This window comes from Rhizobium sp. CNPSo 3670, from assembly GCF_057784555.1.
In genome coordinates, this window is record NZ_JBXSOL010000023.1 from 75,689 (window position 1) to 96,493 (window position 20,805).

The window sequence follows — 20,805 nt, forward strand, 5'->3', positions numbered from 1 at the left end:
ATAGGAACTTTTTCGGCTTGATGTAAAACAAAAATGCTGCCAATATTACAAATATGTAAGAGGGCGAGCTTGCCGTGCCACAAAAAGTGAAACTTGCAGACAAACTGTATGACCTTTTTTCCCGAATGATCGCTTCGGGAGAATGGGCTGCCGGCAGCCGCATTCCGGCGGAAACAGACCTTGCCCAGTCGAATCGTGTGTCTCGTCCCGTCGTGCGTGAGGCCCTGATCAGATTGAGGGCCGACGGGTTGATCGGGCCGCGAGGTAGGACTGGCCATTACGTTCTTGTTGATGGCGATGAGCGTGACGCTGGCTATCGGCCGATCGAGAATGTTGCCGACCTTATCCAGGTATTCGAGTTCCGCTTTTCCATGGAGTGTGACATCGCGGCACTGGCTGCAATTCGCCATGACGATTCCGACATGAACGAAATTCGCAAAGCCGGTCTCACCTTGATGGGGGAAGCGTCAGACGACACTTTCGGAGATGTAGATTTTCGCTTCCATTTCGCACTCGCAAAGGCCAGCCGGAATGCGATGTTCGTCTCGACGATGAGCATGCTGCGACGCCAGATCGAATTCGGAATGCGGCTAGTCGGAGAGTTTAAACAGGGTAAGCCCACTAACCGCGTCGAAACTGTCTTGGAAGAGCACGAAGCGATTATCGAAGCTGTGTCGAGGAAAGATCCCGACGCTGCCCATGCTGCAATGGGCGAGCATATAGCGATGTCTCGCAGACGGCTTCTCGGGTTCGAATTGCCGGTCGAGTGGCAGCGATCGTCACACTTCGTGTCGAACTACAATCACTACACTGAGAACAAGGACTCGGGACGCCATGAGGCTTGATGCGCAATTACGTCATGACGGTCGATTAGCGCAATTTTCCGCGCGGCACATGTCAAAGCTGGTCGTTGCGCCATCGCTTTTTGCGATCTCAATTGGCGTCTACGGTTTCATGGTCTGGACCGGCGTCATTTCACTCACGAACTCAACAATTATGCCGACATACAGCTTCGTCGGTTTCGAGCAGTATGTGAAGCTCTGGACCAACAAGATGTGGCTGACAGCAGTCAGTAACATCGTTGTTTTCTCTTTTCTTTTCATTGTCTTCTGCATCGGGATCGGACTCGCCCTTGCCATATTTCTCGATCAGAAGCTGAGGGTCGAAGGCCTGTTGCGGACGATATATCTCTACCCTATGGCTCTGTCCTTCATCGTGACCGGCACAGCGTGGAAATGGATCCTCAACCCAGGTCTCGGACTTGAAAGACTTGCGCATGATTTCGGTTGGACATCCCTTCAATTTGACTGGCTGGTCAATCCCAGCATGGCCATTTACACCGTCGTAATTGCAGCAGTTTGGCAGTCATCGGGATTTGTCATGGCGCTCTTCCTCGCTGCCTTGCGGGGAGTCGATAACGATATAGTGCTTGCCGCGCGGTTGGATGGAGCGCGACCCGTTCACATTTATCGGCGGGTCATCCTTCCTCTCCTTGCGCCCAGCTTCCTCACTTCATTCGTCATCCTGGTCCACCAAGCGGTCAAGAGCTTTGATTTGGTGATCGCACTGACCTCCGGAGGGCCGGGCAACTCCACGCAACTCCCCGCTACCTTCATGTACATTCAAACTTTCGGGCGCAATTCGATGGCGCTTGGCGCCTCAAGCGCGGTGATGATCTTCATGACGGTGTTTGCGATCATCGTTCCATATCTCTACTCCGAAGCGCGGAAGAACGCCTATGCTCATTGATTCTGAAGGTTTGCCTGGAGACAAACGGTTCACGATTGGCAAGGTGGCGATTTACGTTTGCGTGATCGCGATGGCACTTGTCTATACTCTGCCGTTCATCGTGATTGTGCTCACATCGCTCAAGGATCTGGATGATATTCGGACCGGGTCGATATTGTCTCTGCCAGCCAGGTTGACGCTCGAACCATGGAAGCTTGCTTGGGATTCTGCATGCATATCGGTGCAATGCGAAGGACTCCGGCCGTATTTTCTGAACTCTGTAACGATGGTGATCCCCGCACTGATGGTTTCCACATTCCTGGGCGCCCTGAACGGTTATGCGCTCACGCTAGTGCGTTTTAGAGGAGCAGACTTCGTCTTCGCCGTTCTGCTTTTCGGCTGCTTCATACCCTATCAGATCGTGCTCATCCCAATGGCGCGCGTCCTCGGCTTTGCCGGCATGGCAAATTCCATTCCGGGCTTGATCCTTGTGCATATCGTCTACGGAATTCCTTTCACGACGTTGTACTTTCGCAACTTCTTCATGTCAGTCCCTCATGAGCTGGTTCAGGCGGCTCGCATGGACGGGGCCGGCTTCTTCACGGTCTTCACAAAGATCCTCTGCCCGATTGCGATTAGTTGCTTCGTTGTCTCGGTGATCTGGCAGTTCACCAATATTTGGAACGACTTCCTGTTTGGGACCACATTTGCTTCAGGCGCAAACGTGCCCGTGATGGTGGCACTCAACAACTTGGTGAACGCCACGACTGGCGTCAAAGCTTACAACGTTGACATGGCCGCGGTTCTCATCACCGCAGCCCCCACCCTCCTGATTTACATTGTTTCCGGGCGCTACTTCCTACGCGGTTTGATGGCCGGCTCGGTGAAAGGATAAGACAGATGTCGTCACTGTCCCTCGTCAACGTTTACAAGTACTACAGCCCGCATCTGTGTGTCCTCAACGATATCAATATCGAGGCTCGCTGCGGGGAGTTTCTCGTCCTGCTAGGGCCTTCCGGCTGCGGAAAGTCGACGCTCTTGCATGCGATCGCCGGTCTGCACAAGATTTCCGCTGGCGAAATACGCCTTGCGGACCGCGTGCTCAACGACGTTCCCTGTCAGGACAGGGACATTGCAATGGTCTTCCAGTCATACGCCCTCTATCCTTCAATGACCGTGCGGGAGAACATCTCTTTCCCTTTGCAGATGCGCAAAATGCCGGCGGTCGACCGCAGGAAAGCTGTCGACGACGTGGCCTCGCTGCTGCAGATTGGTCATTTGCTTGATCGGAAGCCTGGGCAGTTGTCAGGTGGGCAGCGCCAGCGCGTCGCCATCGGTCGGGCGCTCGTTCGCGACCCTAGTCTGTTCCTGTTTGATGAACCACTTTCAAACCTTGATGCGCTGCTGCGCGTTGAAATGCGAACCGAGCTGAAAAAGCTTCATCATCGTATGGGACGAACGACAGTCTATGTAACGCACGACCAAATTGAAGCGATGACGTTGGCGACAAGGATCGCCATCTTGGACAGGGGCATAATTCAGCAATTTGGGACGCCGCATGAGGTCTACAACAAGCCGACCAACCTTTTCGTGGCGACGTTCATCGGAAGTCCTCGCATAAACCTGATCACGGCGACGAGCCAAAATGGTGCGATTCACTTAAACCAAGGTGAATTGCGCTTCGGTGTTCCGGAAGAGTTCGTCAAGGCTGCCGGCCAAAACGAAACCAAACTAACGGTAGGCATCCGTCCGGAGCATTTCTCTATTCCTAACGAGCGTCCTGCGGGACTCGATTCCATTGATATAGATGTAGACGTCACGCTGATCGAGCCCACAGGTTCCGATGACGTGGTCCTGTTCCGCTATGCAGGAACGGAGATGTCGGCTCTGCTCCGGGCGGGATCGATCTCCAATCCGGGGCCGGCCCGCCTGCGCGTAGACATGTCCCGCGTCAATGTCTTCAACCAGGAAACGGGTACCCGGCTGTCATGACTTTGTCTGTTGACGTCTGCATCGTCGGCTCTGAGGCGGCGCGCGTCGACGGCCTGGGTCTCGTTTGCGAAAGGAATGGGCGTTTCTCATCGATGCGCCTGCGAATACGGGAAACGACCGAAGTGTTCCATCGACAGGGATTGCTGCACAGCGCATGCCTTGCACAATTCCTCGGCGCGGCGTTCTTCCGTCATCTATCGCCGCGCCAACAATTCGCCTGGGCAATAGACCAAGAATACATTCTACAAATCAAGGAGATGCAAATGAAAAAGAAAGTCAAATGGGGTCTGATCGGCGCAAGCAGAATTGCCGCAGAGTGGATAATTCCAGCGATCAGGGAGGCAACTGACAGTGAAGTCGCCGCCGTTCAGGGTTCAGATAAAGACCGTGTGGAGAAGTACGCCCGTGCTCACGGAATTCCATTGGCGGTTTCGTCTGTAGACGACTTGCTCGCATCAGACGTAGACGCTGTTTATATATCCAATACGAACGAGAAACACGCTCCGTGCGCCATCCGCGCGCTGCAGGCGGGGAAGCACGTTCTCGATGAAAAGCCGATGGCCATGAGCGTAAAAGATGCCCAGGCTATGGTCGGACTTGCTTCCGACAAGGGCCTCGTGTTGGGCGTCAATCACCATCTCCGTTCGATGAACTCCCACCGCAAGCTGCGCGAGCTGGTAGCCGATGGCGTTCTCGGAGATTTGGTGGCAGTGCGCATTATGTTCGGCGTTCTGTTGCCTCAGGCCAACCGCGGATGGAGGACGGAGAGTGCAGATGCCGGTGCGGGGGTATTCTTTGATCTAAGCGTGCATGACGCTGACCTGCTCCATTTCGTACTTGGTGAAAAGATTACCCAAATCGCGGCATTTACGTCGAACAACGGCATTTCCGCCCAAGGCATTGAGGACACAGTTGCCGCAATAGCTCGAACGGAGTCGGGACTGCTTGTTCAGATCACCGAAAGCTTTGCGATGCAACATGCAAAGACCTCCCTCGAGCTGCACGGTACCAAAGCTTCCGTTTTTGCTGAAGACGTCCTCCTTCAGCGCGCAGGAGGAACAATATCTCTCTGTACCGATGGATCAAGGGTACCGGTAGCCATTGAGCATTCGAACGCTTACCCGCGCGTAATCAGTGCTTTCAATGATTCAATCAGAGGTGAGGGCAAGCCTGTGGTCACTGGGGAGGACGGACTGGCCTCGCTCAAACTCGCAATTGCAGCGCGCGAAGCCGCCAGAACCGGGCAGGTAGTAGCCGTTGACACTATGCGTTGACGCCCAGGCACGCGCGGCGGCAGTTCGTCTCTTGTGTGAATACGCGCTCTCCTCGAGCGGGAAATAGTAGATAGGATATTGATTTGCCATGCCCATTCTAACGCGAGCGCAGCTAAAGCTCGCTCTTGACGCCCTCCCGCGAGTTGAACTCGCACATCTCCCGACACCTCTCGAAGCGTGCCCGCGATTCTCCGCGAAACTAGGGGGACCCCAAATCTGGATCAAGCGCGACGATTGCACGGGCTTAGCTTTTGGAGGCAACAAGGCGAGACAACACGAATACATTTTAGGCGACGCAATCAGCCGGGGTGTTAACGTCGTTATTCAGGGCGCGGCGTCGCAATCCAACCAATCTCGTCAGCTTGCCGCCGCGGCTGCGCGATTGGGCATCAGATGCATTTTAATGCCGCGCAAGGATGATCGTTTCGAGGAGGTACAGGGTAATCAGCTGATTACGCGGCGATTTGGCGCCGAGATCGTCCCAATTGATCCGGCAGCGTCCGCTAAGGTTGCCAAAGAGGCGATGGCGGAGCGGCTGCGTGCACAGGGCTTCATGCCGGCGATCCTCGGGATGGGCTCAGAAAGTGCGCTTACCTTAGCGGCAGTCGCATACATTGACGCCTATTGTGAACTGATAGATCAATTCGCTGCGATGGGCGCTTTAACGCCAACGCACATATATGTAACCTCTCAGGGAAGCACGCAGGCGGGATTGCAGGCCGCAGTTATGCTATTGGGTCATAAGACTCTGGTTCGCGGAATAAATCCGATGGACGCCCGCAATGAGGCGTATGAGCTGCCGGGGGTCATCGCGGATCGATGCGTTTCCGCCGCCCGAATGCTTGGTTTCGATCTGAACGTAACTGAAGAAGATATCGACAATTCCGTTGACTATGTTGGAGCAGATTACGGTCAACTATCAGATGCCGCCCAGGCCGCGGCGGACTTGATCGCGAGTTCCGAGGGTATCCTCGTGGATCCGGTGTACTCGGCGAAGGGGCTCTCGGGTTTGGTAGGAGATATCCGCAGTGGAAAACTCACCAAATCAGATCGTGTGGTATTCCTTCATACCGGCGGCTTGCCGGCGATATTCTCATATGCCGGCAGCTACTCAGGCTAATCCACCACCACAGCAAAAGGCGGCCTGGCACAGCGCTATCAAGGCCTCTGCCAATCGCCAGCCACTTCGAAACCAAGAATGCGAAGCCGCGATGCTCGCAAATGCTGCCGCATAGCTTGAAAAGCAGCCTTGGGTTCTCGGGCGACGATCGCGTCTACGATCGGCTGATGCTCACGTCTCACGACGTCAACTCGGGATCCCTCGGAAGCCGATCTAAACTCACCGGTGAGGCGCATACCGAATATAATTTGTGAGTGCAGCATGGTCAAAGTTGTCTCAAACATTTGATTTCCAGTAGCCTTCGCTATGGCAACGTGAAAATCTAGGTCGAGATCGCCGAAATTCTCGTCATTCACAATGTCATTGAATGCATGATGAGCACGTTGAATGAGACTTATTTGTTCATGCTCCGCCCGCATGGCCGCCACTGCGGCGGCGTCACATTCGACCGACAAGCGAAACTCGAATGCATGAATAAGATCAGCGACGTTTTCAATCGGCTTGTAGCTGCTGTTTACGGGAGTGGCGGCGCTTGCGAGGACGCTGCTGCCTGAACCACGCTTGGATCCAATTATCCCCTCTGACCGCAGCCGGAAAAGCGCCTCCCGTATGACAGGTCGCGATACGCTATGCATTAGCGCAAGCTCCGCCTCAGTTGGAATGCGGGTGCCTTCAGGCCACTCGCCGGTCGAAATCTTAGAACTGAGGCTTTCATAGACCTTGTCCGAAAGCTTCACCCGTTCCTCAATCTGCAGACGCATTGTATCTTAGCCGCTCTCGAATTTGTCGGACAATGCTTTTATCATTGTACAGAACTACGGGCTACTGGCACTGAGGAATTTCCCTCTGCTGACTTGGGCGGCAACTGCCAATCGGCGTCTAGCGCCCGCGCAATCACGGGCTTGGTCGATCGAATGGGCAGGGGGTCCAATTTGTGTCGAACCACTAGCTCCTGGCCGTGCGCTCTCTGCCCACCACTTCGTCATTGAATTGCAAGCGCTCGGTTAAGCATACAGACAGCATGACCGCGTCCTTTGCTTTTCGATACGAAGGCATGACCCATCGTGCTCAACATCGTCGAGCGCGCGATCCGGCCCCAGGCCATTACGAGAAAGAACTCACTCTTCGCCGGCAGCGACGGCGGCGGAAGGACCTGGGCGACCATCGCGACACTGCTGCAGACGGCAAAACTGAACAACGTCGATCCGCTCGCCTAGCTCACCCAAACGCTCGAGCGCATTGCCAATTGCTGGCCGAGCAGCGAAATCGACGCACTCATGCCGTGGAACTACGCCGGCTGAACGGCCCCAGCTTGTCGCTTACGGTATAACCTTCCAGCAAATTCAAAAGTACGAGAAGGCTAAGAACCGCGACAGTGCTCCAGTGCTCTACGGGATCATGTGCGCACTGGACGTACCCGCTACTTATTTTTTCGACGGACTAGGGGCCGGTGGCGGGCCAGTGCCAGAGCCTCTGCCAGTGGAAGATTTGAAGCCGATCGAGCCGTTGTTTACTGCTCCGGAACATGTGAATCTGTTGCGTAATTATCTAGGAGTGTCGTTGGCCGTCCGGAAAGCGGTTCGCTCACTGCTTTCCATCGTAGCAAAGGAGGAGAGATAGGATCCGTGACGATTCAGCTCGAGCGGTGCAGCCGAGCGGCTAGCGAAATGTCTATTGAGTCGTTCCATAAATAAGCGTTATCTCACACGATTGAGATTACGCTCGTCGGTTCAGATACATTCAAGAGCAACTGAAAGAAGAGAGAACGCCCGAAGGCGGTCTCAAAAAGCTATGGCATCTGTCATTCATTTGCATTATCATTTCGCCGAAATGTGGAGATAGCTATGGCTGCAAATGCACTGGTACAAACTCGTATTGATGCCGAGGTTCGGGATCGTGCCTCCGCAGTGCTTGAAAATATGGGGCTTACGGTATCGGACGCGGTTCGGATCTTACTCACCCGGACGGCCAATGAGGGTGCGCTGCCGCTGGAGCTTCTTTCGGGCAGTGAGGCCCATGACGCTTGGTTTCGCACCAAGGTACTTGAAGCGTTGAACGATACTCGACCGGACGTTTCGGATGATGAAGTCGAGGTACATTTTGCTGAGCGTCGAGCGACAGCCCGCCTTAACGCGGGTGCTCGCAAATCGTGAAACTTACCTGGTCGGCGTTCGCGCTATCTGATCGCGACGCCATCTTCACATACATAGAAGCAGAAAATCCCTCAGCCGCCATTCTGGTCGATGAACGGATCGTTGCTGCCGTCCGTCGGTTGGTAGATTTTCCCGCTAGCGGTCGCGTTGGCAGAATTGCTGGCACCCGCGAACTGGTAATTAACGGCACGCCATACGTCGCGGCCTATGCAATTACCGAAACAGCGGTCCGCATTCTTCGCGTCCTCCATTGCGCGCAGGAATGGCCAGACACCTTGCCAACGAGCTAGGCTTTGCTCTCGATGCTGAGAATCAACGGGTTGTTGGTTCGAACTGGTTCAAGGCGTATAGGAATAAGCGCTGGCTGACTGTCCGGGTTGGCTCGGGTTTGCGGCAAGACGATCCGGTCGGTGACAAGGGCGGTCATAGTCAGCAGAAGGTCGCTTGGGGCGGCCTTCTGCGTTCTTGAACGCTAGTGCCTCATTCAGCCAGCGGACTTGATGCCCGTATTGCAAAGGCTCCAATAGCCGCCACCCTTCTGGATCCACTTCAGATCTCCAAGCGTGCCGGCGTCCTTCGCCGAGTGATAGGAGTCGACGCAGGTATGTAGGCGAGCCTTTGCAGGCGTCTCGCTCGAATATTTCTTGTCGATCGCCTTCGGGAACTTGACGCTCTTCGGCGCCGCGGTCGTCGCCTTTTCAGGTTCCTTATCGGTTGTCTTCGCGACGTCCGCCTCGTCTTCCTTATCGGCGGCAGCAGCGTCCGCGCCACAGAATTTGGCGCGGAAATCGTTCCACTTCATGTCTTTGGCGGAGCCGTCAGCTTTCGCAGCCTGATATTTCGTGCTGCATTCCTTCATCGTCAGCGCGTGGGCCGGCGATGATATGACGAAAGCGGCAAGCAACGAGCCGGCAGCGGAGAAAAGCAATTTGTGCGACATGTGATTGGCCTCGATCGATGATTTTGACGTTTCTTCCGCCTCCTGCTCAATGAACCTCCGATGAACAGTGGTGCTGACAAATGATCGCAGCCACCCGCGCTTGCGTCGGCCCAGCAAGGTCGGAACGTCTACATAAGCCTTTTGGATAGATATTCGCCGTGCCCTACCGCAGTTACAATCCTCGCGCGAAATGACGAGGATGGGGGCATGCGTCGCAGTTATCGCGATCCACAGAAGAAACCCGTGCTATTCAGGGCACCGGGCTTGTTCATCGCTGCGATCGCATTTGGTGCAGCCGGGGGCTCAACGGTCAGCGACCTGCTCGCTTCATGGAACGCTTCCGGCGGCGCCGGACAATCGTGCGAGATCAAGGGCAATATCAGCATCGACACGGGTGAGCGCATCTTCCATGTGCCGGGTCAGCGATATTACGCACAAACGAAGATCAGTCCCCGGTATGGCGAACGTTGGTTCTGCTCAGAATTTGAAGCCCGGGCGGCCGGCTGGCGGAAGTCGAAATCGTGATAAAGCCGGGATTCGCAAATCCTTTGTGGCACCGACTGGCGCAACGAGCTTTCGAGGCCACCGCCTGGTTGTTGCTATGGTGTTCACGTTCTGGGCGAAGAAGATCGCATAATGGATCGACTGGAAGTGGTTGTGTGCCGACGAACGGAAAAATCACCGCAAACACATCGCTATTTCCGGCGAGGGATCTCCGGTTCGATTCTTTTCAACTGCAATGCTGACGTGGAATAGTGGTCCTCAGAAACTGGTCCCATTGAGAGCTGTTGTTTTAGCCAATGTCAGTTCTCTTCGGTCTCAAGCCATTCGACAGCTTCAGGCCAGGCTGCACATGACCCTTTTTGCCCGCCGTACTCGTTACATGGCCTTTCGTTCGGCACATCGTTAACGGGGGCTCTGACTTCGACTGCTTCAGATCATTGCCGACGACCATCAAATGGTGGATTTGATGCGACCATAGAGAGCTTACCATATTAAACATTCCGCGATTGCCAAAAAGCAAACTCGATCGATTTACCCTTCTATCAATAAAATCGTCCATGCTGTGTTAGCGAATTCTTGAATTGCAGCGGGCATCGTCCGCCCACCTTAAGATGAACCGGAGCTGGACCTCATGACGATCTTTGGCCAATCTCGGCTTACGCGCATCACCTACGCCGTGCTGCTTCTGCTCATGTTCTGCTTCGATTTTGCGAAGGACCCGATCGAGCGCCTGATTATGGCCGAACATGATCAAGCAGCGCGTGAGTTAATGGCGCCACGCCCGACAGGCGGCACAGGGACCGCCGTCGGAGGAGAGGTCAGCGGCAAAAACATGCCCCTGATGTTCAAAGGGGAGGAAGAGTTGGTGAAGCAGATCGCAGCGTCCGGCCGCAAGCCGACCGCAGAGGATATGCAAAATCTACGTGCTATGGCCGCCAAAGGGGCGATGCAGATGTCGTTGGGCGTCGGAGCGAGCGATACCGAGACTGCCAAGCTCGTCTCCCGCCGTTCCTTCTTCGAAACGCTATACATGGTTGCCGCGATCGCGATGACAGCGATTACCATTGTAGGCATGCTCTACATGGTATCGAGTCGGCTTCGCGACATTGGTTGGCCGCAATATCTGCTCTGGCTGCTGCTCGCGCCCGTCTTCTTACCGAGATTTTTCGCAATTCCCTTGCCGACGATTGCGATCCAGGGAATTACCTTTTTCTTCTACGGCGCGCTTCTCGTTCTTGCCTTCGTTCCCGGTCAGGACTCCAGTCCACCCGCCCGTTACAAGCTGGCCCAGCCGACACCGGCCAAACGACGGCCGGGTCAGTTCGGACGACTTGGCACACAATAGTCTGGCGGCTCGTGCGGCCGAGTCGAACCCGGCCCGACCAAGCGACTGTGCCCGTCGTTGACACGTTCACGAGAGGGTATGTTTCGGCCGTCAATGGCCGGAAAAAGAACGTCGGCGAAATTATTCAGCCAGCGAGAGCATTGCGAAGGAATTTCACTTGCAATTGCAAATGCAATTTGTAATCTCCGTTCGTCCGTCGTAGTTGGCGAGATTGCAACTCATTCGGGCGATTTGGTAACCCATGGGGCTGGGGATACATGAATAACATTGCGACGGAAGCGTCGGCTAATTCAAGTCAAAACGCATTATCTGAAGAGACGAAGAAAAAACTTGCTGGAGCTAAGGCGGCATTGCAATCGACCTTTGGGCAGGTTGTTCTCGCGATGAGCTCAGTACCGCGCTACCGCAGTCAGATGTTGTCCGATCTCCACCATCTGGTTGTCGATCCTTTGATTAATGATCGTATCGCGATTGCGATGCCCAAGGCCGTCACCGGCATTGAACCGCCGGCGATTGCCATCTGGGCGACTGTCAGTGCCGAGGTTGATGCTCGTATTTCGGAGCAGGCTAAAGCGGGGGTGTTCCCGGTCCGGCTGAAGCCGGAAGACTGGAAGAGTGGTGACATCGTTTGGCTGCTCGACGTGATCGCGCCAACGCGCGAACTGGCAACGATGGTGCTAACGAATTTCCACCCGGTTGCGAAGCAGGCCAACATCAAGATCCACCCGATGGTCGCGCACCTCGTTGATCCTGAGGTTCTTGCGAAACTCTCCAAAATCGCCCAAGCGTCGACCCATGGCGAGCAACACGCCAATACATTGAACTGATGCCCGTAGGGCGTCAGTATCCCCGATCCTTTTGGGCGCTAGACACGCATGTCAATTTATAGTGTCGCTGTTGCGCCTAACGACGAGCGGAATAGTATTCAGTCCTGACGCCTAGCTTAGGATGTCGTGCTGAAAGCGGATGGCTATGATCTGATCGCGAAGTAACTACAACAATATAATTGCTTCTTCCAAGTTGAGCGGAAATATGGGCGACTCCAAGATTATACTTCCCACACCAGATGAAATCAAAGATGCGTTTTCATACATAAAACAAAACGCACCAAAATTGATTGAAAATTACAAAATCGCTGCCTTGCAGCTTTCTAGGGCGCCGAAAGATTACAGCTTAAGTGACGAAGAAAGAGCAGCTAGCATAATTGTTCCTGATGATTACATAAATCTACGAAAATTCATTAACGATACGTACAAGGGAAGAGATCCTGTGTATCTGTCGCGTCTATATGCGGGAATTCATAAAATTATTATTTCATCCGAGGCGTAAAGATGACCGATTTTATCGTTGATGCAGCTAATTTTTATACGCTCGCTCAGATGAACGGCTCCTCCGGCCTGGAGCTACTTCAAGCGCTGATCGATGCAGGACACAAGATCGTTATCACTGATGCCGTGGAAGCCGAGATAACTTTTTCTGAAACGGCAGGTTATAAGGATGCACAGATTGCGTCCGACTGGATCACAGCACACCAGTCTGACATCGAAGTTGTACCAACTGACACTTTCAAAGACTTATTTCCAAACGGTTCAAATGGGTCTCCTCTGCCTAGAAATCTTGGCGAAAAGTCAATTTTGTGGCTTGCAAATTCTTCTCGCTATGCAAACAATCCTGCAATTTTTGTTTCCGACGACAGTAAGTTTTTTGGACCTGACATATTCAATCCAACAAAGCCCATTCAAGACGGAGTTGTGAGGCATACAACGGATTTTCTTCTGAAGTATGCTCTCGATATAGATTTAATAGACCCGACAGATTACGTCATTTTACGAGACGAGCTGCTTGCCACTGACCGCATCGAGATTAAATATAGTTACACCAACTCGGATCTAGCGATTTCGACGTCGGTTGACCCGATCGATGGAAGCCTTGTTTATAAGAACATAGCTGGCGATGAAGTCCATGTCAGCTTTGTCGCCACTGACCCTTTCGTAAAGCTAGAAAAAGTTTTTGGCATTTATGCTGGCGCTCTTAGCGAAGCACATGATGGGATGAATGGCAGTTTAGTGGGCGACGAGAGCATCGTAAGCCTGTTGGCGCGATTTATGGCCGACAAGAGCGGCGGTGTAGATCCCGCCGTCTTCGCAGAAGCTGCACAACATCTTTTCAACCAACTCAAGGAAGGTTTCAGCCATCCAAACTTTGAGGCGTCTTTCAAGGCGGGGCTTGTTGCTCAATTTGGCTCCGCCACCGGTGACGCTGCAGAATTGTTGAATGCGGCTTACGAGCCATTTATTCATGGATTCCAGACAGGCGATTGGTCCAAACTGGGTGAGACAGTGTTCGAGTTCGGTCTCAGTTCTGCGATCGGCTCCTTTGTAGTTGGAGCCGCGGCCGTCGGAGTCGGCATCACACTTGGAACGACCGCAGCGGAGATATTCGCAGTTGGCGTGGTCGCGGTTGGCATAAGCGACGGCATAAATGCTGCTCTCAGCCTAGCGTCCAAAATATTCGATGATCTGACTGAGGCTATTCAGCCTCAAGAACAGCCCAGCCAACAGCTATTGGATGACCTTCTTATCAGGAGATTGCTGGGGCATCTCTACGATCAAGACAATCCAAATTTCCAACTCAAAGACGTTTTGAGGCAACTGGTTACTCTCGCGTCTGCAGAAGGACCTGATTTCCGATTGACCGGTCATTCCGGTCCTTATGACGCTGAACATGCGACGCTGATAATAGGAACGCCAAATAGCGATAAGATTACGTCAACGGACAACAACGATGTTATTTTTAGCGGTGCTGGAGATGATGTAGTCACAGCGCGCGGAGGTAAGGATATTGTTCTCGGAGGAGCAGGTTCCGATATATTCATTGACTCTGTAACAGAGGGGACAGAGGACGGTCGAAGCAACGAAGACGATATCTATGTTGGTAGCGAAGCCTTTGGGGATGTTTCTCAAAATTTTCAAAATTGGCTTTCAGGCGGTGGCGAGACTGACATTGTACGTTACACGGTCGATTCCTTCGTTGCAGATGATCCAGAGACGCCCGACGATGAAGGCAGATTGCAGCAGGAGGGCGTTCGAGTAACGGAGCTTAGCCTCTCAAATATCCACACAATTCAAACGGTCGCTATTACGGTTGAAGATCGGGCAAAAGGCAATGCTGCCACGGATCAGCTCATTGGGATCGAGAAGGTCGAGTTGTCTGGCCGACCGGACGAGTTAATCGTTAAAGATCATTCTCTTGATGTCGCAATCCTGATAGATATGGGTAAGTCTGGCCGGATCGAAAGCGAGCTCCCGGTCGGAGAGGCGTTAACTTATGACGCATTCACGATTAAGGTGGACGTCGTAGATTACTCCGGTCTTTCGCATGGAATCAACTATCTGAATGGCGTGACCTCTGACCACGACGAGGTCGGCACGCTCGACAACGTCTTCCAGTGGCAGGGTTACGATCAGGAACTCCTGACCATCGTCGACTACGCGGCCAAGGGAGCGCTGGGTTACAACAACGCGCTCCATGTTCAAGGCGCCGATCAGGTCAAACTCAGCGATCATGACGATGTGCTGATCAGTGCCGACTTCGGCTCAATCATCACCACCGGCGAAGGCCAGGACAAGGTCTGGTTCACCAACGGAATTGGTGTAACTGATCTCAGCAGTGACGACCGCATCGCTCTTGGCGGTGTGCTGACGCTTTATGGCGGCCTGAGGGACGAAGCGTCCGAAGACCCGTATGCCTGGGGTCCATATGGAACGGCTTATGCATTGAATGCCGAGGGTGAACTCGTCATCCGCAACGCATTCTGGCACGTGACCAACCCGGACGGCACGCCGTCGGACGACGTCGCGACGATGTACGTCCTCAATTGGAAGGACCAGACTATGCCGGGCCCAGGCGGCCAGGGCGAGGTGGGGCCAGGCGGGATCTTCCTGGCCGAATACCATATGTACTTTGTTCGCTTCCGTGACATCACGATCGATATGAAGGGCCAGTACTCCGTGCTCGGCGAGGGCGCGTTCGACATTCTCGGGCTGATGATCAAGACTATGACGGGTCATTATCCCTGGGGTGGACAAGACCCTCTCGTCCTCGACCTCGACGGTGACGGTATCGAACTCACGGCGCTTGATCGCTCGAAATCCAAGCTCGATCTTGATAACGATCTCTATGCCGAGTCATCGGGTTTCGTCGGTAAGGACGACGGCGTTCTCGTCCGTGACTTGAATGGTGATGGTAAGATCACTGGTTCCGACGAGATGTTCGGCAATGCTACGACTTCGGGTCTTGCCGCAGTCGCCCTTCTCGATGGCAATCATGACGGTAAAGTCGACGCCGCCGATGACGGGCTCGCAGACTTCGATGGCAATGGTGCGATCACCGCGGCCGACACCTTCTCGTCACTACTCGTCTGGCAGGATGCCAACGAGAACCACCGCACCGATACCGGTGAGCTCAAGAGCGTCACTGAGCGAGGCATTGCCTCGATCAACGTCACACCTTATGCCGGAACGACGACCCAGACGGTCAATGGCAATACGATCACCAGTACTGCAGGCTATACACTTACTGACGGTACGGTTCGCTCGATCGCAGACGTGCTACTCAAGCTCGACAACCAGAACACAACATACGTCGGCGCCCCGATCCAGGTCTCTCAGTCCGTCCTCAACCTTGCTGATCTTAAGGGGCGTGGCACCCTTGTATCCCTGCATGAGGCGATGAGTGTTCTTCCGGCCGCTGAGACGGCTGTGCGTGCTGCAGTCCAAACGCTGACCTCGCCGGTCCTGTCCGATTTGCGCGAGGCAATCCGGCCGATCCTGACTGCCTGGGCTGAAGGCTCACCGGTCAAGATTGGTGCTGATATCATTACAGGTGCCGCCGGACTGACAGCCTATGATGATCTCGCAATCGTGCGCAAAGACGGCAATGTCGTCGATTACGCCTGGGGCGTTTCCTCCTCCGGTGATGCCACGTCCGACATTCCAGGCATCCGGATGGCCTCGGGTGTTATCGTCTCGAGCAGTGAGGGTACATCGGGACGGGGCGAATTCTCAGGTCTTATGTCGCAATGGACAGGCGCCGGTTCATCGATGGTCGTCACAACCGGAACGGAACTGCATAACGGTGTTGCGGTATCCTATCTCGAGTACCGCGACGGTGACGACTACCTGCGCATCTACAACTACCAGAAAGCCGACTGGAGCAGCAATCTTGCATCGTCGGACAATCACACGCTCGGCAGCGGCGTCGTGATCGACACGATCGCAGGTTCAGACTTCTCCTTCTATGAACGATTGATCGGTGAATCGCTGCAGGCGTTCTTCGATGTGCCGGATTCCGCCAAAGCCGGCTACCAGGCGGTCGCGGCGTTCCTCGACAAGATGGATGATGCCCTCAACCTCTTCGCGGTTCGCCTTGCGGTGCAAAGCGGTCCGCTTGCGCATTATTTCGACAGCATCGACTATCATGCCCAAAACGACGGCTTTACTTCGAAGAGCGGCTCGCAGATTGCCGCTGTCTTCACCGCGCTTCTTGCAGACGCCGAGCAAAGCAGCGACGCGGTTTCGTGGCTCACCGATTGGAAACCCTTCTTCGATGTTTTCCTGTCGGATTATTCCCGTGGATCGGCATCGCAGAAAAATACCTATGCATTCCTGGCGCAAAACATGCTCAACGCGGTTGAGCAGCATGCAGGGGGTATCTCGGTCGTCGACTTCGCACATGCTTTCGGCATGGCGCAGGACTTGTTCTTTACAGGCGCTGGCGAGGTCAATGGCAGCGGACAGGACGACATCCTCATTGTCGATGGCGGCGAAACGGTCGTTCGCGGCGGCACTGGCTCGGACAACTATGTCATCGGCAAGAGCTTCGGCTCGACGGAGATCTTTGACGACGATGGTCTCGGCGGCAGCGTCGATACGGTCCGCTTCTCCGCCCACAATGCCGGTGACATCATCGCCTCGCGCGACGGCATCGACTTGCTTCTGACCGATACGGTCACCGGCGCTGTATTGCGCGTCAGCAATGAGTTCGAAGGGCGCTGGCCCGGCTTGATGATCAGCGACGCCTCCCACGACTTCGGAATAAACCAGATCGTGTTCAAGGACGGCAGCGTCTGGACCAAGGTCGATATCGCCGAGGCCGTCTCGAAGATTGACGATGCCTCGACGCACGTCGTCGGTACGGAGGACATCGACGTCCTGCAAGGTGGGAAGGGAGATGACCTGCTCGAGGGCGGCGGTGATACCGACATTTACCGATACGGTCGCGGCGACGGGCAGGATACAATCCACGACTTCGAGGGCAACGCCTTCCGCAATGACCAGGATATGCTTCAGTTTCTGGATGGCATTCGTCGCGATGACCTCATCTTCCAGCGCGACGGCGCATCGAACGATCTCGTAATCCGCTTCAAAGACAACCCGCTCGACAAGATCACGATTCAAGGGCAATTCGCTGCCACCTATACCGGGCCCTACGGTACCTGGTACATGAACCGCATCGACGTGTTGACATTCGATGACGGCAGCAGCCTGACGAGCGACCAAGTCGCCAGCGTCGTCCTGCAAGCCAATTCAACTGACGGGAATGACGAGCTTTATGGCATGGAGCGCGAAGACATCCTGCGGGCTGGCAAGGGTGACGACTTCATCTCCGGCGGAAATCAGAACGATCTCTATCTGTATGCGATTGGAGACGGTCACGACGTCATCCAAGATCGAATGACCAATATTCTCTCCGGAACCGATGATTTCCTGCGATTTGGAACAGGTATCGACCGAGAGGATATTACCTTCGGTCGGGTCGATGGTGACCGCCATTCAATCATCATCTACATCAATGGTGGTGAGGGAAGCATTACCATTCAGAACGAATTCGCCTATGCAGCATCTGGCGTTTTTGGAGACATCTTCTTCGACCGTATCGAGCGCATTGACTTCACGTCGGGCGATCAGAGCATTTCTTGGTACGAGCTCGCGACGAGGATCATCGCGTCGGAAAAGACGAGCGGCGCCGATATCATCGACGGTTTGGATATCGATGACATCCTGGATGGAGGCGCCGGTGACGACGTCCTGTACGGTTACAACGGCAACGACACGTACGTATGGGGCCATGGCTGCGGCAACGACACTATCCAGGAGCGTGGCGCCGGCGCCTTGAATGGCGGGGATTTCGACAAGATCATTTTCAGCGATCACGTAGTTGCGTCTGACATTCAGCTAATCCGAGACGCAGGCGGCTATGACCTTACCATAAAGCTTCGCGATAGCGGCGAAACGCTGACGCTGATCGGCCAATTCTCCTACAACGCCATCAACTATCGACCGGATCAGGTCGATGAGATCCACTTCTCTGATGGAGTAGTCTGGACCGCCGCCGATATCCGCAGTCAATATCTGCTTTCGATGAAAACCGCGGGTAACGATTCCATCTACGGGTTCTGGACAAACGACACGCTGGACGGGGGAGCAGGTAACGACTACCTGGCCGGTGGCGATGGCGACGACACTTATTTCTTCGGCTACGGCGATGGAGAGGACGTCATCCAGGAGAGCTATGGCATTGTGCTCTATTCCGATAACGACACGGTTCGGTTCAAGAGCGATGTCGAGGTCGATGACGTCACTTTCCATCGCGTCGGCGACTACGACCTGCTGATAACGCTTGCCGGATCGAATGATTCGCTTCTTATTCGCAATGAATACGACATCGCCGTTTGGGATATGAACGACGTCGAACAGTTTGTATTCGCTGACGGCACGGCTCTGTCGAAGTTCGACCTCATCGATGAGTTTATCGCTGCCCAGGTGACTTCTGGTGACGATACGATCACGGCTCTTGATTTCGACGAGACAATTGCTGCAGGAGCGGGGGCGGACACGATTGACGGTCGTGGCGGCAACGACGCGATCACAGGCGGCCTTGGCGACGACACCATTCGCGGTGGCGGAGGCAACGATACGTTCTACTACGGCCGCGGTGATGGCAATGACGTCGTCACCGATGCGTTCTACAGCGGGACTAACGATCGCCTCGTCTTCACTGATATTCTTCCGTCCGACGTACGGCTCGAACGAAGCGGCTATGACCTGCGCATCATCATTGCGGGCTCGGGTGTGGGCGTGGAAGGATCCCTCCTGTTGAAGGACGAATTTGCCGTCGACATCTGGCACAGCACAGGAGTCGAGGTGATACAGTTCGCGGATGGAACCATATGGGAGAACTATGATCTCGGCACGATCTTGCTCTCACGACAGGCAACCGCTGGCGCAGATACTCTGTGTGGAACAGATTTCGAGGACGAGATCACCGGCGGACATGGAAATGACGTGCTGATCGGTAGCGGCGGAAATGACACCTACTACTACAGCCGAGGTGACGGCAACGACACCATCCAGGAAGGTTATTATCAGGGCAACGACGACAGACTAGTCTTCATTGACATCAACCCGGCCGAGGTCAGTCTCGTTCGAAATGTCAACGATGTGACGCTCGTTATCGCAGAAACCGCTCCCGGAGCGGGCGACGGTGCATCGATACTGCTGAAGGAGACCTTGGACGACTTCTACGGAACCGGAGTGGACAAGATCGTCTTTGCAGACGGCACGACTTGGACGCGCTCCACTCTGCAAAAAATTCTGGTCGACCATTCGGGAACGCCCAATGACGACACGATCATTGGGTCCAATTCCGCGGATGTCATCAATGCCATGGCAGGTGCAGATACGGTTGATGGCTACGATGGCAACGACCTCATCACAGGTGGTAAGGGTAATGACACCCTCGTAGGTGGCGGCGGAAATGACGTGTTCTACTATAGCCGCGGAGACGGAAACGATATCGTCCGCGAATACTACTACAATGGGACAGCTGACAGACTGGTTTTCACCGACCTCAATGTATCCGACCTACAGTTTTCGAGGAGCGGCGGCGACCTAACCATTGTTGCTGGGGCAGACACGCTAGACACGGCCGATGATGGCCGCATTGTCTTGCCTGACGAATTCAACATCGACATCTGGGCTACGACGGGCGTTGAGCAGTTTGGTTTTGCTGACGGAACAGTACTCAGCAATGCTGACATTGCTTCCATCATTCTTTCGGGGACGATTACCTCCGGCGATGACAATGTCGTCGGCTTTACCTTCGATGATGTAATTTCGGCAGGTGACGGCAATGATACGGTGGATGCCGGCGACGGCTACGACACGATCACTGGCGGTCATGGCAACGACATTCTCAATGGCGGCGGTCGGAACGACACCTATTACTATAGCCGTGGCGACGGCAACGACATGATCACGGAGAATGCCTTTGGAGGTTCGAACGACCAGCTGGTGTTCACCGACATCAATGCCGGCAACATCTCGCTGGTGCGCAACGGCGGCGACGTCACCTTGGTCATCGCCGAGAGTACCGCAGGTGTGGGTGATGGCGGCTCGATCCTTTTGAAGGCAAGCCTCGACGAGTACTACGACCAGGGTGTCGACCGGATCGTCTTTGCCGATGGCACGATCTGGGACCGCAGCGCCATGCGTTCGGCTCTGCTGGCCCAGATGAGCACCTCCGGTGACGATACGATTACCGGATTCAATGCTGCCGACACCATCAATGCCGGCGCCGGCAACGACACGATCAATTCCGGGGATGGCAACGACACGATCATTGGCGGGACCGGAAACGACACGATCAATGCTGGCGATGGCATTGACACGGTCACCGGGGGAACCGGC

15 protein-coding genes and 1 pseudogene are annotated in these 20,805 nt (G+C 54.6%); 14 read left to right on the top strand and 2 right to left on the bottom strand.

The window, feature by feature from the left end:
• Positions 1–74: 74 nt before the first annotated feature.
• The 6 genes from AC13QO_RS22230 (at position 75) to AC13QO_RS22255 (ending at position 6,114) form a co-directional block, all read left to right on the top strand.
• Complete coding sequence (locus tag AC13QO_RS22230) at positions 75–845, top strand: FadR/GntR family transcriptional regulator (RefSeq protein WP_488541856.1); 771 nt, start codon at positions 75–77, stop codon at positions 843–845.
• 49 nt (positions 846–894) lie between these two features.
• Positions 895–1,749: a carbohydrate ABC transporter permease gene (locus AC13QO_RS22235; RefSeq protein WP_488541872.1), complete on the top strand. Its 855-nt coding sequence runs from the start codon at positions 895–897 to the stop codon at positions 1,747–1,749.
• Complete coding sequence (locus AC13QO_RS22240) at positions 1,739–2,623, top strand: carbohydrate ABC transporter permease (protein ID WP_488541857.1); 885 nt, start codon at positions 1,739–1,741, stop codon at positions 2,621–2,623. The genes AC13QO_RS22235 and AC13QO_RS22240 overlap by 11 nt, the downstream gene beginning before the upstream one ends.
• Before the next feature lie 5 nt (positions 2,624–2,628).
• Positions 2,629–3,720, top strand: a complete 1,092-nt coding sequence (locus AC13QO_RS22245) for an ABC transporter ATP-binding protein (protein ID WP_488541858.1) — start codon at positions 2,629–2,631, stop codon at positions 3,718–3,720.
• On the top strand, positions 3,717–4,994 hold the full coding sequence (locus AC13QO_RS22250) for a Gfo/Idh/MocA family protein (protein ID WP_488541859.1): 1,278 nt from the start codon (positions 3,717–3,719) through the stop codon (positions 4,992–4,994). Before AC13QO_RS22245 ends, AC13QO_RS22250 begins: the two co-directional genes overlap by 4 nt.
• An 88-nt stretch (positions 4,995–5,082) precedes the next feature.
• Positions 5,083–6,114 carry a pyridoxal-phosphate dependent enzyme gene (locus AC13QO_RS22255; protein ID WP_488541860.1) on the top strand — a complete coding sequence of 344 codons (1,032 nt, stop codon included), beginning with the start codon at positions 5,083–5,085 and terminating at the stop codon, positions 6,112–6,114.
• Between the two features lie 38 nt (positions 6,115–6,152).
• On the opposite strand, the gene AC13QO_RS22260 is transcribed toward AC13QO_RS22255, so the two are convergent.
• A complete protein-coding gene (locus AC13QO_RS22260) occupies positions 6,153–6,875 on the bottom strand; it encodes a FadR/GntR family transcriptional regulator (RefSeq protein ID WP_488541861.1) in 723 nt (240 codons plus the stop codon).
• A gap of 309 nt (positions 6,876–7,184) precedes the next feature.
• On the opposite strand from AC13QO_RS22260, the pseudogene AC13QO_RS22265 reads away from it, so the two are divergent.
• The 3 genes and pseudogenes from AC13QO_RS22265 to AC13QO_RS22275 form a co-directional block, all read left to right on the top strand.
• Positions 7,185–7,415: pseudogene (locus AC13QO_RS22265) on the top strand (transposase domain-containing protein); the annotation flags it as partial.
• Between the two features lie 543 nt (positions 7,416–7,958).
• The gene (locus tag AC13QO_RS22270) at positions 7,959–8,267 is read left to right on the top strand and encodes a type II toxin-antitoxin system RelB/DinJ family antitoxin (RefSeq protein WP_488541862.1); all 309 of its coding nucleotides are present in this window, start codon (positions 7,959–7,961) and stop codon (positions 8,265–8,267) included.
• Positions 8,264–8,557: a type II toxin-antitoxin system RelE/ParE family toxin gene (locus AC13QO_RS22275; RefSeq protein WP_488541863.1), complete on the top strand. Its 294-nt coding sequence runs from the start codon at positions 8,264–8,266 to the stop codon at positions 8,555–8,557. The genes AC13QO_RS22270 and AC13QO_RS22275 overlap by 4 nt, the downstream gene beginning before the upstream one ends.
• A gap of 194 nt (positions 8,558–8,751) precedes the next feature.
• On the opposite strand, the gene AC13QO_RS22280 is transcribed toward AC13QO_RS22275, so the two are convergent.
• Positions 8,752–9,207: a hypothetical protein gene (locus AC13QO_RS22280; protein ID WP_488541864.1), complete on the bottom strand. Its 456-nt coding sequence runs from the start codon at positions 9,205–9,207 to the stop codon at positions 8,752–8,754.
• 207 nt (positions 9,208–9,414) lie between these two features.
• Here AC13QO_RS22280 and AC13QO_RS22285 point away from each other — a divergent pair, with 207 nt between their 5' ends.
• From AC13QO_RS22285 to AC13QO_RS22305, 5 genes are all read left to right on the top strand, one after another.
• Positions 9,415–9,732: a sunset domain-containing protein gene (locus AC13QO_RS22285; RefSeq protein WP_488541865.1), complete on the top strand. Its 318-nt coding sequence runs from the start codon at positions 9,415–9,417 to the stop codon at positions 9,730–9,732.
• 610 nt (positions 9,733–10,342) lie between these two features.
• The gene (locus AC13QO_RS22290; protein ID WP_488541866.1) at positions 10,343–11,056 is read left to right on the top strand and encodes a hypothetical protein; all 714 of its coding nucleotides are present in this window, start codon (positions 10,343–10,345) and stop codon (positions 11,054–11,056) included.
• Positions 11,057–11,313: 257 nt separating this feature from the next.
• On the top strand, positions 11,314–11,883 hold the full coding sequence (locus AC13QO_RS22295; protein WP_488541867.1) for a toxin-activating lysine-acyltransferase: 570 nt from the start codon (positions 11,314–11,316) through the stop codon (positions 11,881–11,883).
• 205 nt (positions 11,884–12,088) lie between these two features.
• Complete coding sequence (locus AC13QO_RS22300; RefSeq protein ID WP_488541868.1) at positions 12,089–12,385, top strand: hypothetical protein; 297 nt, start codon at positions 12,089–12,091, stop codon at positions 12,383–12,385.
• Between the two features lie 2 nt (positions 12,386–12,387).
• Positions 12,388–20,805, top strand: an 8,418-nt coding sequence (locus AC13QO_RS22305) for a calcium-binding protein (RefSeq protein ID WP_488541869.1), incomplete at its 3' end; no start/stop codon positions are given.

Bases quoted from the DNA above. Each gene is read 5' to 3' on its own strand.
- AC13QO_RS22270 (WP_488541862.1), top strand. From the start codon at position 7,959: ATGGCTGCAAATGCACTGGTACAAACTCGTATTGATGCCGAGGTTCGG.
- AC13QO_RS22295 (WP_488541867.1), top strand. From the start codon at position 11,314: ATGAATAACATTGCGACGGAAGCGTCGGCTAATTCAAGTCAAAACGCA.
- AC13QO_RS22300 (WP_488541868.1), top strand. From the start codon at position 12,089: ATGGGCGACTCCAAGATTATACTTCCCACACCAGATGAAATCAAAGAT.
- AC13QO_RS22245 (WP_488541858.1), top strand. From the start codon at position 2,629: ATGTCGTCACTGTCCCTCGTCAACGTTTACAAGTACTACAGCCCGCAT.
- AC13QO_RS22240 (WP_488541857.1), top strand. From the start codon at position 1,739: ATGCTCATTGATTCTGAAGGTTTGCCTGGAGACAAACGGTTCACGATT.
- AC13QO_RS22260 (WP_488541861.1), bottom strand. From the start codon at position 6,875: ATGCGTCTGCAGATTGAGGAACGGGTGAAGCTTTCGGACAAGGTCTAT.
- AC13QO_RS22255 (WP_488541860.1), top strand. From the start codon at position 5,083: ATGCCCATTCTAACGCGAGCGCAGCTAAAGCTCGCTCTTGACGCCCTC.
- AC13QO_RS22290 (WP_488541866.1), top strand. From the start codon at position 10,343: ATGACGATCTTTGGCCAATCTCGGCTTACGCGCATCACCTACGCCGTG.
- AC13QO_RS22250 (WP_488541859.1), top strand. From the start codon at position 3,717: ATGACTTTGTCTGTTGACGTCTGCATCGTCGGCTCTGAGGCGGCGCGC.
- AC13QO_RS22285 (WP_488541865.1), top strand. From the start codon at position 9,415: ATGCGTCGCAGTTATCGCGATCCACAGAAGAAACCCGTGCTATTCAGG.
- AC13QO_RS22280 (WP_488541864.1), bottom strand. From the start codon at position 9,207: ATGTCGCACAAATTGCTTTTCTCCGCTGCCGGCTCGTTGCTTGCCGCT.
- AC13QO_RS22235 (WP_488541872.1), top strand. From the start codon at position 895: ATGTCAAAGCTGGTCGTTGCGCCATCGCTTTTTGCGATCTCAATTGGC.